Origin of the sequence: Pseudonocardia lacus (genome assembly GCF_018531445.1) — a bacterium.
GTDB classification, from domain to species: domain Bacteria; phylum Actinomycetota; class Actinomycetes; order Mycobacteriales; family Pseudonocardiaceae; genus Pseudonocardia; species Pseudonocardia lacus.
Window position 1 is genome coordinate 1 of record NZ_JAHDTH010000162.1, and the last position, 18937, is coordinate 18937.

The window sequence follows — 18937 nt, forward strand, 5'->3', positions numbered from 1 at the left end:
CGTCATCGGCGTCGGCCTGGGCCATCCAGTTCCGCAGACACGACTCGCTGATCGAGAGCTGCTTGGCCACCGCAGCGACGGGCTGGTTGCCCTGACGGGCGAGCTCGACGGCTCGCTGGCGGAACTCAGGCGGGTGAGGAGCGGGCACGGGATCATCCTTGCCGGTGGCCGGGGCCACCTCAGGTGAGGTGTCCGGTCTCAGGGGCCAAGCTCAGTGTGACACTAGAGGGGTCGTAGCGTGGTATGTCGAGGATTGTGTCGTGCTGTCGTGGGTTCTGTGGAGAAACTGCAGGTGATCGGCCAATTCCCATCGGAATTGCTCTCATCGACTCAGTCGGGGGTCCGCTGATGGCAGGACCGGTGCCGCCGTGATGACCCTGCGGATCAGGAGCGCTCCCCGAGATGATCAAGTAGGCTTTCGCTCCTCGCCGCGGTGACCTCATGGTTAGGACAGGTCGCTCGCTCCGGTGAGCGGCGACTGGCTGGGTACGATCCGACCGCGCGCTTCCCCCGTGCCAGTCGATCCAGTCGCTGACCGCAAGGGGACCGTGTGCCTACTCGTCTGGAACTCCTCGCCGCTCGCGCCCGCAACGCCATCACTGCTGATCCGCGTGCTGGTGATCAGCGGACGTGGAGCGAGGCCACTCGCCGCATGGTCGCGGAGCTCACCGACGCCGTCGCCGAGCAGCACCCGCGCCGGCTGGCCGAGCAAGCCGTGACACGGTGGATCATCACCCGAGAACCGATCGACGTGGCCATCGCCGCCGAGATCGAGCTGGGAGCGTGGAAATCCTCGCCGCGGCCGCAGCGCGGGCAGCAGGGCTTCCCCCAACCGGGGCCGTAGATTCGGAGCCCCTGGCTGGGCGGGCTGAGGCTGCAGTAGGTCGCGCTTGACCGCCACCCCGGGCCGCCTGCCGCGTCGACCTTCAGCTGCCGGAGACGAGGACCTGGACCTCTCCGACGGCGAGGGAGGTCTCGCTCGAGACGCGGACATCCTCAGCACCGGAGACCGGCGTGCCGGCTGAGGTTCCGGTCCAGGTGACCTGCCAGACGCTGGTGGCGGTGATGGTCCATCGGCCGGTGCCGGTGGTGCGGTCGGGCAGGGAGCGTTGCTGGTAGGTGTAGCCGCAGTCCGGTGACGGGCCTTGCTGGCCCGTCCACGGGGTACCGGGCCCGTCGCAGATGACGGTTGCCCCGGGTGGCCCGAGCTGCCATTCGATCGCGATGACGCGGCCGGTCGCGGTGACGCGCGCGGCGCCGGCGGTCGCGGTGGCCGAGACGGGACCGGTCGTCGTGGTCCCGGGTTCGGCCCAGAGCCACAGCGGGACGCCGATGAAGGCCGACTCCGTGGCGGATGTCCTGATCTGTGGCCCTTGGAGGTCGAGCAGTTCGATCGCCTGCTGGGCGAGCACCGCAGGGGGCGGCCCGGCGGGCGGGGCCGGTTCACCGTCGAGCTCGGGCAGCAGCGCCTGACCGAGCGCTCCGGGAATCGGCCCGGTGGGGTAGAGCGGTGGCGGAGGAGGTGTTGCAGGTGTGTCCGCGGTCGGGTCCGTCCGGTCGCTGCGAGGCTCGGGACGGCGTTGCTTCGGTCCTCCTGTAGGGCCGCCGGGGTCGAGAGCGACGACGACGCACTGACCGGTGCCGAGGACGATCTTGCATCGCTCGGGTGGCTGGAGAGGGGCAGGGCCGAGCAGGGCGAGCAGGACGGTGGTGGTCACGGTGGCGGCCGTGGTGGTCAGCACGGTTCGTCCAAAGCGGGTGTGGTGCGGTTGACCAGCCAGCGGCCGGATTCGTCCTTGACGACGTGGGCGCGGTAGCGGAAGCGGGGGACCTGGTTGGCGGTGTCGGTGAGGATCTCGCCGGTCTTGTCGGCGATGAGCAGGTAGTCGCTGAGGTCGACGCAATCGGTGATCTCAGCGGTGGTGTCGGTGGCGGAGTCGACGACGGGGTCGCGGGTGACCGAGCCTTCGTTGTGGGCGGGGTAATCGGCGAAGTTGTCGACGTCGGACTGGATGGCGTCGAGGGCTTGGCCGCTGGCGACGGCTTCGAGTTCGGGGGTCCAGTCCTTGGTGCCGGGTGCGGCGAGCGCCCGCTGGGAGACCGCCCAGAACGAGTCATAGGCGGCGAGGGCGGCGTCTGGGGCTCCGGACTCGACAGGCGGTGCCTCGATCGGTGCGGATGGTGGGGCCGGGGCTGGTGGGGCCGGCGGAGCGGGCGAGGTGCACGCCGCGATAACCGATCCGGCAGCGATCAGCAGGAGCGCCTTTCCGCGTGATGTGCCCATCTACTCGCTCCCGGGTTCGTGTTGGTGGTCGAGTGTGCCGCGTCGTGTGGCCGATGCGTGGTCACGCAGGTCACGGGGTGTGCCGCGGCGTGTACGCGGGCGTGCTCATGGCTATCAGGTCGGCCGCCGCGGTGGGGCTGGTTCGTCGCGCGTGACCGGAACGGACGGTGCCGCGGCACAGCGGGCGGGTGGGACGACGCCACCGCGTGGCCATGGGGGAGACCCCGGCGCGCCGGACCGTGCCGGGATGCAGCAGCCCTCGCCGGGTGCGCGTCGGCGTCGTCGGGCGGCTGTGCCGCGCCGACGGCAGGTGCTGATCCGGTTGACCGACGACGAGTTCATGGACATCCAGCGGAGCGCCGAGCAGGCGGGACTGGCGGTTGGAGCGTGGATGGGCGAGGCCGCGGCGCGGTCGGTCGGCCGTGGGGAGTGGGAGTTGGCGATGTCCCGCCGCGAGGTCGTGCAGCAGCTCGTCCGCGTGCGGGTCGATGTCGCTTCGGCGAGGCGGGCGGTTGTCGAGCTGGGTTGGGGGCTCGGTGAGTCGGTGCTCCTCGGGTCTCTCGACGCGGTCCTGGTGCGCCTCGACGAGCTGATCGACGCCGCTGTCGACGGGCGTGAGCTGTGATCACGAAGGTCGTGCACGGATGGCGGCCGGGTGGGTTGATCGTCTATCTGATGGGTCCGGGGAAGGCCGAGGAGCATCGGAATCCGCGCGTCATCGCGAGCTGGGACGGGCGAGATGCCGGTTGGCAGCCGATGCGCACGGGGCCGGGGGAGTGGGATTTCGAGCTGGGCCCGCTGATCCGGGCGCTGCGCGCGCCGGCCGTGGCCGCGGGCCTGCCGGAGGACGCCGACGAGGCCGGCAAGCGTGGCTACGTCTGGCACTGCTCGGCGCGGGTGGCGGCGGGTGACCGGGTCCTGAGCGACGCCGAGTGGGCGGGGGTGGCGCGCGAGCTGCTCGACGCCGCCGGCATCGCCGAGCGCGGCGACGCCGGCGGGCCGCGGTGGGTGGCGATCCGCCACGCCGATGACCACATCCACATCGCCGTCGTGCTGGTGCGCCAGGACACCGCCCGTCGGTTCTGGCCGCACCGCGACTTCCCGCGGCTGCGTGAAGCGGCTCGCCGGATCGAGCGGCGCCTCGGGCTGACGATCACCGCGGCGGGCGATGGCACCGCGGCGCGGGCGCCGAGCCGGGGCGAGATCGAGAAGGCCCGGCGGCGGGGTCGTGGTGAGCCGGTCCGGGTGGAGTTGGCCCGGGCCGTGCGTGAGGCCGCGGTACTGGCCCACGATGCGGATTCGTTCATCGCGGCCCTGCGCGAGGCGGGGTACCTCGCGCAGCTGCGCCGGGCGCCGTCCGGCGATGCCCTCGGCTACACGGTCGGTCGCGCGGACGACGTCAGTGCGAGCGGTGTTCCCGTCCGCTACAGCGGCAGCAAGCTCGCGCCGGACCTGTCCCTACCCCGGCTCATGCAGCGGTGGGCGGGTGCCGAGGGTGAGCCGGGGCGTGATGGTCTGGCCGTGGCGTTGCGCCAGGTCCAAGGCGCGCGCCGGTCGGTGACGGCGAGCCGGACGCACCGCAGGCGCGACGCGGAGGACCCCGGCCAGATCGGCCACGCGACCGCCGACGTGCTGACGGCGTTGCGTGGCTGGCCGGGCACCGGGACCGCCATGGGTGAGGCGGCGGACCTGTTCGACCGCGCCGCGCGCCCACCGCGTGGTCGAGTGGGGCGGGCCGGTTCGTCGTCGCTGGGGTTGCGGCGGGCGGCCCGGCAGCTGATCCGGCAGCGACGGGTGGCCGGGGAGGGCGACCTGAGCGCGGTGATCGCGCTGGCCGTCGCCCTGGTCGCGCTGGTCCGGGAGATCGCGACCTGGCAGCACGAACGGGGCCGGGGTCACCAGTCGGCGGCGGCGTCGGCCAGCGCGGACCTGATCGAGCGGTGGTCAGCGGGCATGGCCGGCGGTCGTGGCGGCCCCGGGACGGCCTTGATGCCCGACCACGTCCCCGTTACGGCACAGCCACACGGCGATCCGGTCGTCGCGCGAGCCTCATCCCGACCGCGGGAATGACACCGGGCGGTCGCCGCGGTGAGGTGACGGAGGGACAGCGCGATGGGCCAGGACGACCGGCAGGCCGTCGGCGTGGTGCTGACCCTCGTCGGTCACCAGGACACCGCCGTCGCGGTGCACGACGCGAAGACCGACAGCGCCGCTGTCAGCGTCCGGATCGGCCGCGCGTTGATCTACATGCACGACCGGGACACCGTCGAGACCTTCGACCGTGCGTGGAGCCGGTTGTCCGCCGATGCCGCAGCCCTGCCACGGGTCGCCGATCGATCGCGGCTCACGCCCGTGCACGGCATGAGCGAGCCCGCCGTCGTGGTCGACGCCGCCGGAACCCCGCCGTCGACGGGCAAGCTGCTGCGGGTCCGCCGCCGAAGAGGGTGGCGAAGGCCTCGACGACCTCGTGCTCGATGTTCTTGGTGTGCCCGAGCCACCGTCCTGGCGACTCGGGGTCGCCGACGTTGTTGACCAGCCGCCTGTGCAGCGGGGCGAGCTCGGCGAAGTCGATGTCGGTCGCCCCCGGGTAGCCGATGCTGCGGACCCGGCCGTGGTCCAGGCCGTGCCGCAGGTCCGTCAGCACCGCCCGCCGCGCCGCCGCCGGCAGCGGCTCGGGGCCGAAGCCCGGCAGCGACCCGGGTGTCCGTCGTGTGCTCATCCTGGTTGTTCCCCGACTTTCTGCCGCTCCGGCGCTGCTCGCGCGGGAAGAGGCGTGCGGAAGTGCCGCGCCGCGTTCTCGCGCGCGTCCTGTGGTGTGGATCCGGTGTCCGGCGTCCCCGGAGTGCGTGTCGTCCGGTGCTCAGGGCTTCCTGCCGACGCCGACGTAGTAGTGCACGTCCAGGCCGGTGTTCGGGCCGCGGGAGATCGCCGGGCGCCACCGGGTCATCGGGACCACTCCGGGTCCACACAGCTCCAGCCCGTCGAACAGCGCCTCGATCCGGGCGCGGGTGCGGGGGATGTAGGTGAGCCCGGCCGCCTGTCCGGCCTTGCGGGCCTGCTCGACGGCGTGGGGGTCGGTGAAGTCGGCGGTGGGGTGGCTCAGGACCAGGTGGCTGCCCGGGGGCAGCGCGCCGACCAGCGTGGAGACGATGTCGGTGGCAGTGGCGTCGTCGAAGTACATCAGGACCGAGACCAGCATCAGCGCGACCGGCCGGGTCAGGTCCAGGGTCTCGGCCAGCTCCGGGCGGGCCAGGAGAGCGGCCGGGGCGGTGGCGTCGGCCTGGATGAAGGCGGTGCGTCCCTGCGGGGTGCTGGTCAGCAGGGCCCGGGAGTATGCGGCCACGACCGCGTCCTTGTCGACGTAGACAACCCGGGCGGTGGGGTCGAGGTCCTGGGCGACCTCGTGGACGTTGCGCATGGTCGGTATTCCGGAGCCGATGTCGAGGAACTGGGTGACGCCGAGGTCGGCGACCAGGTGCTCGACCGCGCGGCGCAGGAACGCGCGGTTGGCCCGGGCCATCAGCGGCAGCTCGGGGAGCGCGGCGATCATGGCTTCGGCGGCCTCGCGGTCGACGGCGAAGTGGTCCTTGTCGCCGAGCAGGTAGTTGTAGACCCGTGCCGGATGCGCGCGGTGTCCGGCCGCGATCGCGTCCACTGTGGAATCCGGGTCGTTCGGGTGGTCGTTCATGACGTCCTCGGGGTGGCGTGCAGGGGCAGCGGATCTGGGGTTCCGGCCGGTGCGGGGTCGGGGGTCGCCCGCACCGGCCGGAGGTTTCGTCAGGCCTGTTGCGGCTCGTGCGGTTCTCGGCGGGGCGTCAGGTGGAGCGAGGCTCCAACCGGCGGGCGGTGTGGGCGATGACCGCGGCGGTGCAGGGCCAGGGGGTGGGCCTGGTCAGGCAGCCGGCGCAGTTGCCGTCGTCGAGGCGCCGGTGCTGGCGCAGGGTCCGTCGGGTGCCGTCGGGCTGAGCGGCGACGAACTCGGCGGCCACGGTGATGCAGGTGGCGCGGACGTGGTCGGGGTCGTTGCTCATCCGCTCGTCCGGGAGCTGCTCGCCGGAGCGCTGTTCGCCGGCTTCGGGCGGTCGTAATCGGTGTCGTGGTCGGTGTCGTGGTCGGAGCGCTGGCGTGCGGCGCCGAGCTGGTCGAGGGCGAAGTCGGTGGCGTGGGTGATGGCGCTGTCGTGGCCGTGGGCGGGCAGCAGCCGGTGCGGGATGGCGAGTTCGACCAGGACCTGTCCGACGTGGTGGTCGGCGAGGCGTCGGTAGCGGCTGTCGGTGTCGCGAGGCTTGTCGGTGCCCAGCGGGGCGGTCGGGTCGAGGGTGGTGCGGAAGGTCAGGTCGTAGTGGCAGCTGTGCTGCGCGGCCAAGGTGCGCAGGTGCCCGAGCGCGACCGGGTCGGGGGATTCGCCGCGGTGGTCCAGCGCGGCGAGGTAGTAGCCCAGGGCGTCGGGGACGGGCCGGTCGACCAGCAGGACGTCGACGTGGGGCCAGGTGGCGACCTCGTGGCTGATGCCCCGGGCCATGATCCACAGGGTGGATGCGTAGGTGTGGCTGTGCAGGATGCCCAGCCCGGTGCGCAGGGCCTGCTCGCCCAGGTCGGCGACGGTGGCGACCTCGAGGTGGCGCTGGCGCAGCCGGTGGGCCAGCCGGGCCAGGAAGGTCGTCTTGCCGGTCGAGTGCGTCCCGGCGACGGCGATCGTCACCGGACGCTGCATCCCGTCCGGGGCGGCCGGCCCGATCGGGGCGGTCGGGGTGGTCACCACAGTCCTCCTTCCCGGGCGTCGCCGTCGGACCGGGCGGGTTGGGGCTCGGAGAGGGCCGCAGTCGCGGTGAGGTCTGACCAGTCCAGGCGGGCGTGGTCGATCAGGGCGATGAGCAGGGCGGCGGTCTGCCAGGTGTCGTAGCCGGCGCGGTGGCGTCGGCTGGCCGGGCCGAGGTGGTCGGTGAGGGCCTGGGGAGCGGTGAGCCGGGTGTGGTCGATGAGCCGGTCCAGGCCGTAGCCGCCGGTCAGGGCGGGCCAGATCGTTCGGGCCAGGCGCAGGGTGTCCAGCACCAGGGTGGGCCGCCAGTCCGGCAGGTGCGCGGTGAGGACCCGGCGTTCGACGGCGGCGTTGTGCGCGACCAGGACGCGATCGGTCAGGGCCTGCGCGATCTCGTCGGCGACCTCGGACCAGGTCGGGCTGTCGGCGACGTCGCGGTCGCTGATGCCGTGCACGGTGCGGGTGACCACCGGCGCGATCGGTCGCCTCGGTCGGACCAGCCAGGTCCGCAGCCGGTTCGGGGCGACGGCCTCGTCGCCCGCAACGCCACCGCCGAGGGGCAGCACGGCGATCTCGATGATCTCCGGTGGCTGCTGGCCGTTGCCCTCGACATCGACCACGACGATGTCGCGGTCCAGCAGCACAGGAGGAACGACGAGCGTCATGCCGGCCGTCCTCCAGCACGAACCTGAGAGCCCGCCTCACGGGGGCGGCTGGGCCAGCCGATCTCGGCGCGGCCGTGGCGGCGCAGGCGATGCGGACGGGCCTGGTCGTGGACCTGGTAGCCGAGCGTGTGCTGCATCAGGTAGCGGTGCTGCTCGTCCAGACCGGCCACGGTCACCGCCCCGGCGCCGACCTCCACGAGCCGGCCACCCAGGCCGGCGGCCATGGCCCCGACGGCCTCGGCCGACGGGCGGGTATGCGCGCTGGTGCAGCGGGCGAGCTGCGCGGCGGGGCAGATGTCACACAGCTCGCGGATGCCGACATGGCCGTTGTAGTCGGGCAGGCCGTGGGCGAAGGCGACCGCGCAGCTGGTCTTGCGGAACAGCGGCGACAAGGGCAGCGCCGGATCCGGTGGGGGTGCGTGGGTGAGGATCCGCTGCTCCAGCTGCTCGGGCAGGATCTTGCGCCGCGCGGTGTCGACGTAGGGCTCGGGCAGGCCGTGGTCGCGGTAGTAGGCGCGGATCTCGTCGCGGTAGAACAACCCGGTGAACACGGTCGCGTGCGCGTGCCGGCGCAGCGCGGTGGCCTGGGCCAGGTGGGTGTCGGAGTCGTTGAGGCCGGGGACGATCGGTCGCCAGTACAGCACCACCCGGTAGCGGCGGGCGTGGGCGAACGCGGTGCGCAGCGAGGTCGCGGCGATGGCCGAGTCGACCGGCTCGATCCGCGGGTCCTCGATCCCGGAGTGGGTGACCAGCAGCGTGACCCGCAGGTTCCGCAGCGCGTTCAGCTCGGCGCAGTCCTGCTCGTCGACCCGCCACCGGGTGATGAGCAGGACGTGGTTGCGCAGACCGGCCTCGTCCAGCAGTCGCAGCATGGCGAACGTGTGCGGCTTGACGCGGGCCAGCATCGGGTCGGTCGCCCGGTTCAGCAGCTGCACCGGCGTCACCCCGGGCTGGAAGAACCGGTGGCCGACCAGCAGCTCGAACGCCTGCTCGTCGGACATCAGCGCCCGGGGCACCTTCATCCCGAAGTTGCCGAACAGGTGCCGCACGCAGTACCCGCAGTCCAGTGGGCACCCCACGATCCAGTTCAAGCTCAGCCCGGACTTGCGGTACTCGACGACATCGAGCAGCGCGGGATCGAGTGAGGCCCGCTCCGCCCCGCTCACCGACCGAACCCGGCCTAGGTCCAGGTTCCGGGCTTGCTCTCGGGTGGGTCGAGTCGGGTCATCCATGCCTGGCTCCTGCCGAGTGGTGCTCAACGTGCTGAGGTCGTGACGCCATGTCACCAACGCAGGCCACGAGGGCGGCAGGGTGGAACTTCTCGACAGGTGGGGGAACTCCTCGCCGGATCGGCCCACTCATCGGGCATGCGTGTCATCGGTTCCCTTGTCGGCGCGTTCGCCCCGGCTGGACCCGACTCGACCGGCAGTCGGTGCGCTGGCAGCTCGTCGTACAGGACATTCGCGCACGTCGCGTGCCGACGGTGACCACCCGATATCAACCAGCTACCATCCGGCCGAGGGGGGAACAATCAGCGGTGGTGGGGTAACAAGCGCCTCCCTCTGCAGGACGACGCGGCAGTGGGCATCCTTGAGTGATCCAGTGCAGGCAGTGGAGACGCGACATGGACGACGGCCTTCCACATCTCGCAGAAGAAGGCGCTTCAGAGGCGCATCTCGCTCGTGAGATCCGTCGGGCGCGCGAAGCGGCAGGACTGAGCCAGGCACAGCTGGCCGTGGCTGTGGGCTACACGCGTGAGTACGTCTCGCGCGCCGAGCAGGCGAGCAAGGGCCTGGTCTCGGCCAATCTCGTCGAATGCATCGACCAGGTCTTGCGGGCCGATGGGATGCTGGTGGAACTCCATCGGCAGGTGAAGCTGGAGCGCGCGAAGCGCCGTCGTCCGTCCGGAAAGCACCGCGCCGACGATAAGAGCTCAAATCCAGTTGGTCGAGACTCGTCGGTAGCGGCACCCGATCCGCGACAAGCGCAACTAGGAGCCACTCGAACTGGTCTCGCGGGTTCCGGTCGACCGAGTGCTTCGCGGGCTGCTCAGCCCTCCGTCGTCGACAAGTCGATGCAGGCTGGTCGCGAAGGATCTGCGAACATCCGGGAAGGGTCATCTCCAAGGTCTTCTGAATTCGCGGAACTCTTCGGTGTCGAGCTGAGTAATCTGGCGGCGGCGATGAGTCCCACTGGTGTCAGTGCGGCAATGCTCGACGCTGCTGAGCGAACAGTGTCGACTATTCATGCGCGGTTTGCGGCCGCTTCACCGGCAGAGCTGCTTCCGGTTGTCAACGACCACCTGCGAGTTGTCACCCGGCTGCTCGGGGTTGCGCAGCCGATAGCGTACCGGCGACGCCTGTGTTCCGTCGCTGGTCACCTCGCTGGGCAACGTGCATGGCTGATGGCGGATCTTGTCGGTCCCGACGAGGCGGACGCGTGGTATGAAATGGCCGTTCAACCTGCGGAAGAGGCTGAGGACGGTGCGCTCCTCGGTTGGCTGCGCGGTGCACAGAGCGTCGTTGCGTTTGACCGGGACGACCCGGTGAAGGCGCTGCAACTGATTCGTCAGGGCCGTCACCACGTGCGGCATTCCGATGAATCACCGGTAACGGGGTGGCTGCACGCACTGGAGGCCCGTGCGCATGCGCGACTCGGGGCGGCATCGCAATCGCACGCAGCCCTCGATCGAGCCCGTTCGCGGAACTGGTTGGTTTCCGACGACTCGTATCGACACGGCATGGATGCGCAGCGTGGTGAATTAAGCGTCGACTACTATGAAGGGTGCAGTCTTCTCGAGTTGGGAGAGGGCGCAGCAGCGCGAAGGTCCTTTGCGATTGCCTCGAATGTTCTCGCCCCCGATCGCCGCAAGGCACATGTCGTCATCCAGCTTCATGCGGCCATGACTGTCGTCGGAGAGGATCCCCGACACGCTGTCGACTCGGCCGTTGCCGCGGCGAGCGAACTTCCTGAGGGCTACCGGATACGTCCGATAGTTGACAGGTTGCAGAAGATCCGCCGCATGGCCGCCGCTTCGATACCGGGCTCGGCCTTGGCTCAGATTGACCAGTTCGTGGCAACAGGCCCCGCCGAGCCGACGTCAGGTAATCCCGCGTGATCCACTCTTCTCGGGATGACGTGGGGATGTGGGACTACCACCTCAATTACCATGACTCTGGTCAAGTGCGCGAGTGGGTGGCGGAACTGGAGCGCCTCGGCCTTTCGTCGATCTGGATCGGTGAGGCGCGCTTCCGTGATCCATTGACGTTCGCGGGAATCCTGCTGGCGGCGACGACGCGCCTCACAGTGGCAACTGGCGTTGCGAATATCTGGGTGCGCGATCCATTTGCGATGGTGGCCGCGCAGGCTACACTTGCTGAAGCTTACCCGGATCGGTTCCTCCTCGGGCTCGGAGTGAGCCATTCGTTGCTCGTCGAGAGTCGAGGGCACCGCTATGCGAAGCCGCTCTCCGTCCTCAGGGCCTACCTCGATGCGATGGACGGGGCATGGGATGCCTACCAGGCGGTGAAGCCGTCGCCGCGACCGCCGCACGTGCTGGCTGCTCTGGGGCCACGAATGCTGGACCTGGCGGCGGAGCGCGCTGCCGGCGCTCACACCTATCTCGTGCCGGTGGTGCACACGGAGCGTGCGCGGCGTCGAATGGGGAGCGCTTCGTTGCTCGTTCCTGAGCAAGCCGTTGTTCTCGACAGCAACGTCGAGCGGGCGCGCGCATTGGCGCGCACGCACATTCGTCGTTACTTGCCTCTCGCCAACTATGTCAACAACCTTCGCCGGCTTGGATTCGATGATCGCGACTTCGAAGGTCACGGGAGCGACCGATTGGTTGACCAACTGGTCGTGCACGGGACTGCGGAGGAGGTCTTGAAGCGGGTCGACGAGCACCGCCAGGCGGGCGCGACGAGTGTTTGCCTGAATGTCATATCTCCATGGAAGAAGACGTTCCCCCTTCCGCACTGGCGCGTCCTGCTCGGCTCGGACCCTCCCGCATGATCAAGAGTTCGGGCCGCATGCACGTGTCCCCGGGCTGATCCCCGGAGTCCGCCGATCTCGACAGCCCAGTTGTCCACAGGGACGAGAGTCGAGCTGTCACTGTGCGGTCGCGCCGGGACGATGGGGCCGTGCGTCGATTGCTCGCGGTCGTCTTCGTCGTTCTCCTCGTGCCGGCAGTGGGCGTCTGGGCTGCATTCGCAGCGCGCGAGCCGGTCCGCGGCGACATCGCCGCGGTTGGATGCGGCGGCGCAAGTTCCGAGCATCAGGAGTACGGGTCCAGGTCGATCTGGTCCATCAGCGTGACCAGCTGCGTCGACGCCAGCGGGCGCCCGCTCGCCGCCGAAGAGGTGGTGGCCACCGTTGCCCAGGTGACGTGGCGAGCGCCTGCGGCGACGTTCGACAGCGTCCTGATCACGGTCTTTCGCCGTGCCGACGGCGCCCGGGGTACTCGTCCGGTGAGCCGCGAGATCCCGCGCCATGAACTCGAAGCGATGTGGGGTGCTCGGCCCGCCGAGTTGGACCGAGTGTCCGCGAGGGACCTGGCGAACCGGTTGCTCGGGTGGCTCGCGCTGCCGGCGATGGCCGTGGCCGTCGCCTTACCGGTGGCTCTCGGCGTTGTGGCGGCCCGTCGAGGGGTGTTCTTCCTCGTGTGGCGGTCATGAGGCGATGCTGAGGTGGACGTGGTCGTAGTGGCCGCCGGTGGCGTCGGTCGGGTCGTAGACGCCGCCTCCGGTGTACGGGCGGCCCCAGCTGTTGTTGTCGGCGTCGCCGGGGCGCCAGATGCGGCCCTGCCAGATGATGTTGGAGACCCGCAGCGTGGTGGCGTTGGCGCGGAGCCATTCGGCGAGGCGCCAGCCGTCGGCGAGTTCCTGGCCGGCGGGGAAGCGCCCTGCACCGGTGGGGAAGAAGTCGCAGGCCCGGCCGCGCGGGTGGTCGCTGCTCGGGTTCCAGGCGTGCTCGTCCCAGCAGGTCGCCGCGCGGATGGGCGCTGCGGGCGCCGGTTGGCCGAAGACCCGGTAGACCTCGTCGACGGCGTGGCGGGTGGCGGGGGTCAGGCAGCCGTTGGTGGTCGGGTCGTCTTCGGTGCATCCGCGACCGGGACCGGTGCGGGGCTGCGCGGGCGGTAGGTCCCCGACGGCGGGGGCCCCTGGGAGGGCGAAGCGGCCGAGGTTGGCGTGGACCCGGGCGATGTACCGGGACACCAGGTCGGCGCAGCTGCGGTCGCAGCCGGCTTCGCCGGCCCTCGGGACGCCGGTGGCGGAGTCGGTGACGCGGCCGCAGCCGGCGATGTGGCAGACGAGCATGCCGTCGAGCGGGTCGGTGGTGGCGCTGGTGGTGGCGAGGTGGTCGGCGGCCCGGCGGAGGTTGGCGCAGATCCAGGGGATCGCGATGTCGAGGTGGCGGGCGGGCTGGAGGATGTCGGCGTCGGTGGCCGGTGGTGTCGTGGTCCACGCCTGTCCGCCGGCGGTGGTCCAGTTGGCCTGGTTGAGCTGGTAGAGGCCGGCGGCGCCGCCGTTGCGGTCGGTGCTGAACGCGGCGGGGTCCCAGGCGGACTCGGCGTCGACGTGCGCGATCACCCACAGCGGCGGGAGTTCGGGGCAGCGGGTTGCGGTGAGCTCGACGATGTACGGGAGCAGCTCGGCGGCCAGTGGAGGGATCGTCGTCGGGTCGACGCCGGCGGCGGTGTGGGCGTGGCGGGTCGCGGTGGTGACGGCCGCGCCGCCGACGGCCACGCCGATCAGCAGGAGAGGCGCCAGGACCGCGGCGACGAGGCCGGCGGTCGCCGTGGCCAGCAGGCGCACGGCGTCACCGGGGTTGGGTGGGGTCGGTGGTCGGCAGGGTCGGCAGCGGGGTGTGGACGGCGCGGGTGCCGTGGCGCTCGCTGTGGGTGCAGTCGACGAACGGGCCGAGCGGGCTGAGCAGCTCGCGCAGGCAGGGGTCGAGGTGGTCGCGGATCCAGACGGACATGGCGACGCCGGGTTCGGGGGCGAGCTCGGTCCACGCCCGGTGCAGGGCCTCGAATCGGAAGACGGCTTCGGGGTGTTCCCACCAGCGCGGGCACCAGCGGATATCGCCGCGCAGCGGGCGGGCGATGACCGGGGTGACGCAGCGGTGGACCCAGGCGATGAGGGCTCCACCGTCGATCCCGCCGTCGAGGCCGGAGTCGATCTCGTCGAGGTCCTCCGAGTCGTCGTGGCGGTCGTTGAGCAGCTCGTCGAGCAGGTCGCTCTGGTGGGTGCGCCACGCTTCGAGGGCCTGGATGCGGGCGAGGAGTTCGGCGAGCAGCTGCGGGTCGACGGTATGTCCGCTGGTGTCGGTCATCGCTGGTCTCCGGCTGTGGTGCGGGGCTGGTTGATCGGGTTGTCCGGGCCGAGGGCGAGCGCGGCGGCGGCCCGGAGCTCGGCGAGGGCGGCGTCGGCGTAGGCGCGGATGTCGGTGGTGTCGCGTTCGCGGTACCAGGGTTGGAGCCGGCCGAGGCCGGCGCGGCGGCCGGTGGACAGCAGCACGGCGTGGTCCTTGGACAGCGCGCGCAGGGCCGAGGGCGGGAGCACCGGTTCGCGTGTCGTGGAGTACTGGCGGGTGGGTCCGCGTCCGCGGTCGTGGCTGGTGGAGACCTTCTCGACGTCGTGGTCGCCGATCAGCCCGGACAGCCGCTGCAGGAAGGTGTGGTCGTCGACGCCGGCGCCGATGAGCTTGATCGTCGCGGCGGACCACAGCGCTTCCATGCCCTGCTCGTCCCAGACGCCGACGCCCTGCTGGTAGCTCTGCAGCACGGTGATGACCTGGATGCCGCGGGAGCCGTAGTGGCTGTAGAGCTTGGGCAGCGCGGTGATCGGGCAGATGTTCGCGGCCTCGTCGAGGACGGCGACGACGGGCGGGTCCAGCCGGCCACCGGCGGCCTGGGCGAGCAGCTCGGCGACCTCGAGGATGCGGTCGACGAGGGCGGCGACGACGGGTGCGGCGGTGCCGGCGCCCTCCTTGGACAGCAGGTGCACGGTGGCGGGGCCGCGCCGTCCGGCGGCGAGCAGGTGCCAGGGGTCCAGTTCGGGCGGTGGTGGCTCCGGCGGTGGGTCGCGCCAGGTGTCGGGTGGGGTGATCCAGCGCAGGATGCGCTCCGAGGTGAGCGCCTTGGTCGCGGTGCGCGCGGTCTGGAAGATGCCCTTGGTGGTGACGTCGGCGCCGGACAGGGCCGCTTCGAGGTCGGCGGCCTCGGTCACGGCGCCGGCGGCGTCGAGGGCGGCGATCGCGTCGCGGCGGCCGGGCTGCAGCCAGGCCACGACGTCGCGGATGCTGGCGCCGCTGAGGGCCGCGGCGAGCAGGGTCGAGGTGAGGACCTGCTCGCCGGCGGAGTGGAAGAACGGGTCGCGGCGCCGCCCGCCGATGGTGGCGGTGAAGTGTCCGGCCAGCCGGGCCGCGGCTTCCATGCGGTGGGCGTCGGGGGCGTCGCGGATCGAGCGCAGCGGGTCCCACCACCAGGTCTGCGGAGCGTGCGCGATCTGCTGCGGGTCGAACGTCCACACCGGACCGGCGTTGGCGCGCAGCCCGCTGGTCAGCGCCCACAGGTCGGCCTTGTTCGACGTGGCCACGACGAGCCCGGGAGCCGACAGCACGGCGGGGACCGCGACGGCCGAGGTCTTGTTCGACCGGGGCCCCATGATGACCAGGGCGACGTCCTCCCACGACATCCACGCCTCGCGACCGCCGATGGTGAGCAGGCGGATGCCGAGATCGGCGGGCGTGGCGGCGGAAGGGGCGAGCGACGTGCGCAGCTGCAGCGCCTTGCGCCGGGCGGCGTCACCGCCGAGGTCGCCGAGGTCGCGGCGGCCCAGCAACGCCCGGCGCGGGTCGCAGGGACGGCCGTGTCCGCGGAGGAGGACGACTGTTGCGACCACGGCCAGCGTCTGGGCGAGCAGCAGCCCGGTCAGCGTCAGCGAGAACGCGGCGGTCGAGGAGCCGGGCGGGACCACGGCGGCAGGTCCGTGCCGGACGAGGTCAATCATGAGGCGTGGCCCGAACTCGGGCGCGGCCCAGGTGCCGGTTCCGGCCAGGGCCCCGATCCCGGCGGCGAGCCAGACGTCGGCGGTGAGCGCGGTGCCGGCGACGATGGCACCGATCAACAGCAGGGGAGCGGCCGCGTCACGCAGCAGCGTCGCCGAAGTGGGGCCAGGCGACCGGTTCGGCGGCGTCACGTCGCCGCCGCCTGACGGAACGCGGTGTCGGTGTCGTAGAGGTGCTGCTCGGTCGGGGTGAGGGCGAGCGCGATCGGCAGTCCCATGCGCTGCCCGGACTTGATCAGGTACTTGCCGCGGCCGGGGTGGCGCTGGCCGGCGTGCCAGGTCGGAGGCGCGGCCCAGGACGTGATGAGGGCGGCCTCGCCGTCGGTCAGGGAGGTGATGCGGCGAAGCCCGTCCAGCTCGGAGCCGGCCATGCCGCCGAGCAGCAGCACCCCGTTGCGGGCGGCCATCCCGCGGGCCTTGGCGCGGTCGGCTTCGGTCGGGAGGGCTTCGAGGTCGTCGAGGGAGTGGGTGACCTGGAAGGACACGATGCCGCGGTGGCGGCCCAGGCGGGTGATCCGGTCGGACTGCTCGACCAGGCCGGGGGCGACTCGCAGGGCCCGCCACAGCTCGTCCTGGACCTGCACGACGTTGCGGGCCCGCTCCCCGATGCCGGCGGCATCGACGAAGCCGGCGGCCCAGGCCCAGGAGCAGAGCATCGCCGCGGCGACGACGTCATCGTCATCGGCGTCGAGCGCGCTGATGTCGAGCGACAACGCCGGGCTGTCGAGATCGACATGGACGGTGGAGGGGCGGTCGAAGATGCCACGGATGGCGCCGTCGCAGAGCAGGCCGAGGGCGTTGGCCAGCTCGCGCGTGGTGCGGTGGTACTCGGCGGTGTCGGTGCTCGCGGCGATGGCGTGCAGGGCGGGGCCGCCCGCGACGAGGGCGGCCAGGACGTCGGGCACGACCGGTTCCATGCGCCGGGCCGCGTCGACGGCGGTGTCGAGGGCGGCGCCGAGCAGCCGGCGTTCGGTCACGGTCGGTTCGGTGCGCCGGACGATGGTGATGAGCGCTTCCAGCAGCGCGAGGCGCCGCGCGCGGACGGTCTCCCGCAGCCGGGCGTCCTCGGTGCCGGTCGCGCGGGCGAGTGCGGGGGCGAGCGGGCCGACGTCGAGCGGGTTCAGGGCGTTCAGACCGCGCCCGATGCGCCAGACCGCTCCGCCGAGGGCCTGGACGAGCGGGGTGTACTCGCCCTTGACGTCGCCGGGGACGATGGCGCGCATCCCGAAGCCGACCAGCCCGACGAGCATCCGCTTGGTGATCGAGGACTTGCCGATGCCGGGCTGGCCCTGCACCCAGACCCCGGTGTTGGAGACCAGCCCGGTCCGCAGCCAGCCGGCCGGGTCGAGCCCGACGGGTTCGGCGGTGTGCATGTGCCGCCCGACCGGCACGCCGTGCACGTCGGCGCCGGAGGAGACGGCGAACGGGAACAGCCCGCAGACCTGGCTGGTGGTGCCGGCGAACCGGGCGCCGGGCTCGACGTGGCCGGCGCGCCCGCCACCGCGGACCGGCCAGCCCCACGCGCGGGGCACCGGGGCGTTCTCGGCGATGCTGATCACGGGTGTCCTTCCCGGGGAGGTCGGCGCTCAGCGGCCGGAGCGGTGGGCGAGCAGGTCGGCGGGGTCGACGCCGAGGCCGAGCGCGACGGCGAAGCCGGCGGCCTGGGCGCCGCGCATCCGGCGCAGCCGCACCTTCGCCTGCCCGGCCCGCTGTTCGACGTCGGCGACCGCGGCCGGGAGCTGGTCGGGATCGGTCACGGTGGTGGTGACGAAGACGGTGAAGCGGCCGACGCCGGCGCCCTCGGCCTCCTCGCGGGCGGACTGCAAGGCGCGGGCGCGGTCGTCGCGGTCGCGTTGGGTCTCGTCGCGGCGGGTGCGCGCGGCCCAGGCCCGGCGGATCTGCCCGGAGGTGACCTCGGCCTCGACCTTCGCCGCGGCCTGGTCGGCGGGGTAGGGCTGGTAGAGCAGCGTGGTGCGGCGGGGGAAGGGGCCGGGGGCGAGCAGCGGGGCGAGCACGCTGGGCCCGACGGCCTGCCGCGGCGCCTCGCGCAGGGCCCAGCTCACCGAGGTCGCGCCCTCGTGCTGGTAGCGGTCCCAGTGCTCGCGGGCGGCAACGGGGCCGGCGTCGTGCCAGTCCAACAGGGGGTCGGTGCGGCCGGTGAGCTCGGCGCGGGCGTCGGGGTCGAAGGCGGTGCGGATGCGGCCGGTGACCCAGCCGACGCCGGCCCGGCCGAGCACCGCGACGCCGCACGCGGCGAGACCGTTCTCGATGCCGGGCAGCCACCGCCCGACCTCGATGACCGAGGCGAGCAGGTCGGGCGGGCGCGGCGTGGCCCGGCCCGGATCCAGGCACAGCGTGACCCGGGCGTCGATCTCGGCGGACGTGGCCGGGGCCATGGCCACCAGCTCGTCGAGCACCCGGCGCGACAGCTGCGGAGCGTGTGGGTCCCGGGCGCGGGCGACGTGCTCGCGGACGGTAGTGCCGCCGGACGGGGCGGTGTCGACGGTGACGGCGACGTGGCGGACCAGGGGCTGATAGCCCAGGTCGGCGAGCAACGCACCCCAGGAGGCGACCCAGTGGTCGGTCTGCTCGACGTCGGCAAGGTCGAGCCCGACCGGGGAGCAGCGCAGCACCGCCGACAGGTGACCCGTGCGGCGGTTCCACAGCAGCGCATGACGACTGCCGCGGCCATCGTCGACGTCGAGCGGGACCACGGGCGCCAGGACACCAGGCAGGTCGCTGGCGCGGGGATGGTCGGTCAGGACCCCGCCGGACAGCTCGGTCCAGCCCGCGGCCTGCGCGCGGTGGAAACGCGCACGTCGCAGGACGGCGTCGGCGGGAGAGGAACCCCCGACCCGCACGACCACGGCGCTGATCACCAGGACCGACACCGCGGCCAGGGGCAGGGCCAGCCACGGGACCGTGGACACCGCGAGCAACGGGGCGAGCAGACCGGCGAACACCGTGACCGTGGCCGTCGTGGACAGCCCGGCGATGCCCCAGCCGCGTTCGGCCCGCCAGTTCCCGTAGAGCCGCGGGCCCGCGGGGTGCGTGCCGCTGTGCTCCTGCGGGGTCATCGAGGGCTTCCGCCGTCGCCCGCCGGGGCGGCGCCGCTCGGCGGCGGTCCGGTGGCACGTGCGACGCCGCGCGCGGCGGCTCC

At 72.2% G+C, this 18937-nt stretch carries 20 protein-coding genes; 6 read left to right on the plus strand and 14 right to left on the minus strand.

Annotated elements, in window-relative coordinates; genetic code table 11:
* Positions 1–178, minus strand: a 178-nt coding sequence (locus KIK08_RS42305) for a transposase (RefSeq protein ID WP_408004737.1), incomplete at its 3' end; no start/stop codon positions are given.
* Between the two features lie 474 nt (positions 179–652).
* Here KIK08_RS42305 and KIK08_RS27845 point away from each other — a divergent pair.
* Complete coding sequence (locus tag KIK08_RS27845; RefSeq protein WP_214406237.1) at positions 653–844, plus strand: hypothetical protein; 192 nt, start codon at positions 653–655, stop codon at positions 842–844.
* 82 nt (positions 845–926) lie between these two features.
* On the opposite strand, the gene KIK08_RS27850 is transcribed toward KIK08_RS27845, so the two are convergent.
* Together KIK08_RS27850 and KIK08_RS27855 are read right to left on the minus strand one after the other, a co-directional pair.
* The gene (locus KIK08_RS27850; RefSeq protein WP_214406238.1) at positions 927–1742 is read right to left on the minus strand and encodes a hypothetical protein; all 816 of its coding nucleotides are present in this window, start codon (positions 1740–1742) and stop codon (positions 927–929) included.
* On the minus strand, positions 1736–2284 hold the full coding sequence (locus KIK08_RS27855; RefSeq protein ID WP_214406239.1) for a hypothetical protein: 549 nt from the start codon (positions 2282–2284) through the stop codon (positions 1736–1738). Before KIK08_RS27855 ends, KIK08_RS27850 begins: the two co-directional genes overlap by 7 nt.
* Before the next feature lie 310 nt (positions 2285–2594).
* Between KIK08_RS27855 and KIK08_RS27860 the strand changes: the two genes are divergently transcribed.
* Positions 2595–2909, plus strand: a complete 315-nt coding sequence (locus KIK08_RS27860) for a hypothetical protein (protein WP_214406240.1) — start codon at positions 2595–2597, stop codon at positions 2907–2909.
* Positions 2910–3040: 131 nt separating this feature from the next.
* Positions 3041–4354 (plus strand): relaxase/mobilization nuclease domain-containing protein, encoded by a 1314-nt coding sequence (locus KIK08_RS27865; RefSeq protein WP_214406241.1) that lies wholly within the window; start codon positions 3041–3043, stop codon positions 4352–4354.
* Positions 4355–4628: 274 nt separating this feature from the next.
* Here KIK08_RS27865 and KIK08_RS27870 read toward each other — a convergent pair whose 3' ends face one another.
* From KIK08_RS27870 to KIK08_RS27895, 6 genes are all read right to left on the minus strand, one after another.
* Positions 4629–5003: a hypothetical protein gene (locus KIK08_RS27870; RefSeq protein ID WP_214406242.1), complete on the minus strand. Its 375-nt coding sequence runs from the start codon at positions 5001–5003 to the stop codon at positions 4629–4631.
* A 141-nt stretch (positions 5004–5144) separates the two neighbouring features.
* The gene (locus KIK08_RS27875; protein WP_214406243.1) at positions 5145–5972 is read right to left on the minus strand and encodes an SAM-dependent methyltransferase; all 828 of its coding nucleotides are present in this window, start codon (positions 5970–5972) and stop codon (positions 5145–5147) included.
* A gap of 127 nt (positions 5973–6099) precedes the next feature.
* Positions 6100–6315 (minus strand): hypothetical protein, encoded by a 216-nt coding sequence (locus KIK08_RS27880; protein ID WP_214406244.1) that lies wholly within the window; start codon positions 6313–6315, stop codon positions 6100–6102.
* Positions 6312–7043, minus strand: a complete 732-nt coding sequence (locus tag KIK08_RS27885; RefSeq protein ID WP_214406245.1) for an AAA family ATPase — start codon at positions 7041–7043, stop codon at positions 6312–6314. The genes KIK08_RS27880 and KIK08_RS27885 overlap by 4 nt, the downstream gene beginning before the upstream one ends.
* Positions 7040–7708 carry a 3'-5' exonuclease gene (locus KIK08_RS27890; protein WP_214406246.1) on the minus strand — a complete coding sequence of 223 codons (669 nt, stop codon included), beginning with the start codon at positions 7706–7708 and terminating at the stop codon, positions 7040–7042. The genes KIK08_RS27885 and KIK08_RS27890 overlap by 4 nt, the downstream gene beginning before the upstream one ends.
* Positions 7705–8874, minus strand: coding sequence for a radical SAM protein (locus tag KIK08_RS27895; protein ID WP_214406247.1), 1170 nt, complete (start codon positions 8872–8874; stop codon positions 7705–7707). The genes KIK08_RS27890 and KIK08_RS27895 overlap by 4 nt, the downstream gene beginning before the upstream one ends.
* Before the next feature lie 458 nt (positions 8875–9332).
* Between KIK08_RS27895 and KIK08_RS27900 the strand changes: the two genes are divergently transcribed.
* The 3 genes from KIK08_RS27900 to KIK08_RS27910 all read left to right on the plus strand — a co-directional run bounded on the left by KIK08_RS27900 (position 9333) and on the right by KIK08_RS27910 (position 12381).
* Positions 9333–10826 carry a helix-turn-helix domain-containing protein gene (locus KIK08_RS27900; protein WP_214406248.1) on the plus strand — a complete coding sequence of 498 codons (1494 nt, stop codon included), beginning with the start codon at positions 9333–9335 and terminating at the stop codon, positions 10824–10826.
* A gap of 26 nt (positions 10827–10852) precedes the next feature.
* Positions 10853–11719, plus strand: a complete 867-nt coding sequence (locus tag KIK08_RS27905; protein ID WP_214406249.1) for a TIGR03620 family F420-dependent LLM class oxidoreductase — start codon at positions 10853–10855, stop codon at positions 11717–11719.
* 128 nt (positions 11720–11847) lie between these two features.
* A complete protein-coding gene (locus tag KIK08_RS27910) occupies positions 11848–12381 on the plus strand; it encodes a hypothetical protein (protein ID WP_214406250.1) in 534 nt (177 codons plus the stop codon).
* Here KIK08_RS27910 and KIK08_RS27915 read toward each other — a convergent pair.
* The 5 genes from KIK08_RS27915 to KIK08_RS27935 form a co-directional block, all read right to left on the minus strand.
* Complete coding sequence (locus tag KIK08_RS27915) at positions 12376–13521, minus strand: VldE C-terminal domain-containing protein (RefSeq protein WP_214406251.1); 1146 nt, start codon at positions 13519–13521, stop codon at positions 12376–12378. The genes KIK08_RS27910 and KIK08_RS27915 overlap by 6 nt on opposite strands.
* Before the next feature lie 4 nt (positions 13522–13525).
* Positions 13526–14041 (minus strand): DUF4913 domain-containing protein, encoded by a 516-nt coding sequence (locus KIK08_RS27920; RefSeq protein ID WP_214406252.1) that lies wholly within the window; start codon positions 14039–14041, stop codon positions 13526–13528.
* Positions 14038–15837, minus strand: coding sequence for a type IV secretory system conjugative DNA transfer family protein (locus tag KIK08_RS27925; protein WP_214406253.1), 1800 nt, complete (start codon positions 15835–15837; stop codon positions 14038–14040). Before KIK08_RS27925 ends, KIK08_RS27920 begins: the two co-directional genes overlap by 4 nt.
* Positions 15838–15905: 68 nt before the next feature.
* Positions 15906–17336 (minus strand): hypothetical protein, encoded by a 1431-nt coding sequence (locus KIK08_RS27930; RefSeq protein ID WP_214406254.1) that lies wholly within the window; start codon positions 17334–17336, stop codon positions 15906–15908.
* 27 nt (positions 17337–17363) lie between these two features.
* Positions 17364–18854, minus strand: coding sequence for an SCO6880 family protein (locus KIK08_RS27935; protein ID WP_214406255.1), 1491 nt, complete (start codon positions 18852–18854; stop codon positions 17364–17366).
* Positions 18855–18937 lie beyond the last annotated feature (83 nt).

Excerpts from the sequence above, each read along its gene's own strand:
- KIK08_RS27900 (WP_214406248.1), top strand. The coding sequence starts at position 9,333 with ATGGACGACGGCCTTCCACATCTCGCAGAAGAAGGCGCTTCAGAGGCG.
- KIK08_RS27935 (WP_214406255.1), bottom strand. The coding sequence starts at position 18,854 with ATGACCCCGCAGGAGCACAGCGGCACGCACCCCGCGGGCCCGCGGCTC.
- KIK08_RS27865 (WP_214406241.1), top strand. The coding sequence starts at position 3,041 with ATGCGCACGGGGCCGGGGGAGTGGGATTTCGAGCTGGGCCCGCTGATC.
- KIK08_RS27875 (WP_214406243.1), bottom strand. The coding sequence starts at position 5,972 with ATGAACGACCACCCGAACGACCCGGATTCCACAGTGGACGCGATCGCG.
- KIK08_RS27890 (WP_214406246.1), bottom strand. The coding sequence starts at position 7,708 with ATGACGCTCGTCGTTCCTCCTGTGCTGCTGGACCGCGACATCGTCGTG.
- KIK08_RS27855 (WP_214406239.1), bottom strand. The coding sequence starts at position 2,284 with ATGGGCACATCACGCGGAAAGGCGCTCCTGCTGATCGCTGCCGGATCG.
- KIK08_RS27870 (WP_214406242.1), bottom strand. The coding sequence starts at position 5,003 with ATGAGCACACGACGGACACCCGGGTCGCTGCCGGGCTTCGGCCCCGAG.
- KIK08_RS27920 (WP_214406252.1), bottom strand. The coding sequence starts at position 14,041 with ATGACCGACACCAGCGGACATACCGTCGACCCGCAGCTGCTCGCCGAA.
- KIK08_RS27905 (WP_214406249.1), top strand. The coding sequence starts at position 10,853 with ATGTGGGACTACCACCTCAATTACCATGACTCTGGTCAAGTGCGCGAG.
- KIK08_RS27845 (WP_214406237.1), top strand. The coding sequence starts at position 653 with ATGGTCGCGGAGCTCACCGACGCCGTCGCCGAGCAGCACCCGCGCCGG.
- KIK08_RS27880 (WP_214406244.1), bottom strand. The coding sequence starts at position 6,315 with ATGAGCAACGACCCCGACCACGTCCGCGCCACCTGCATCACCGTGGCC.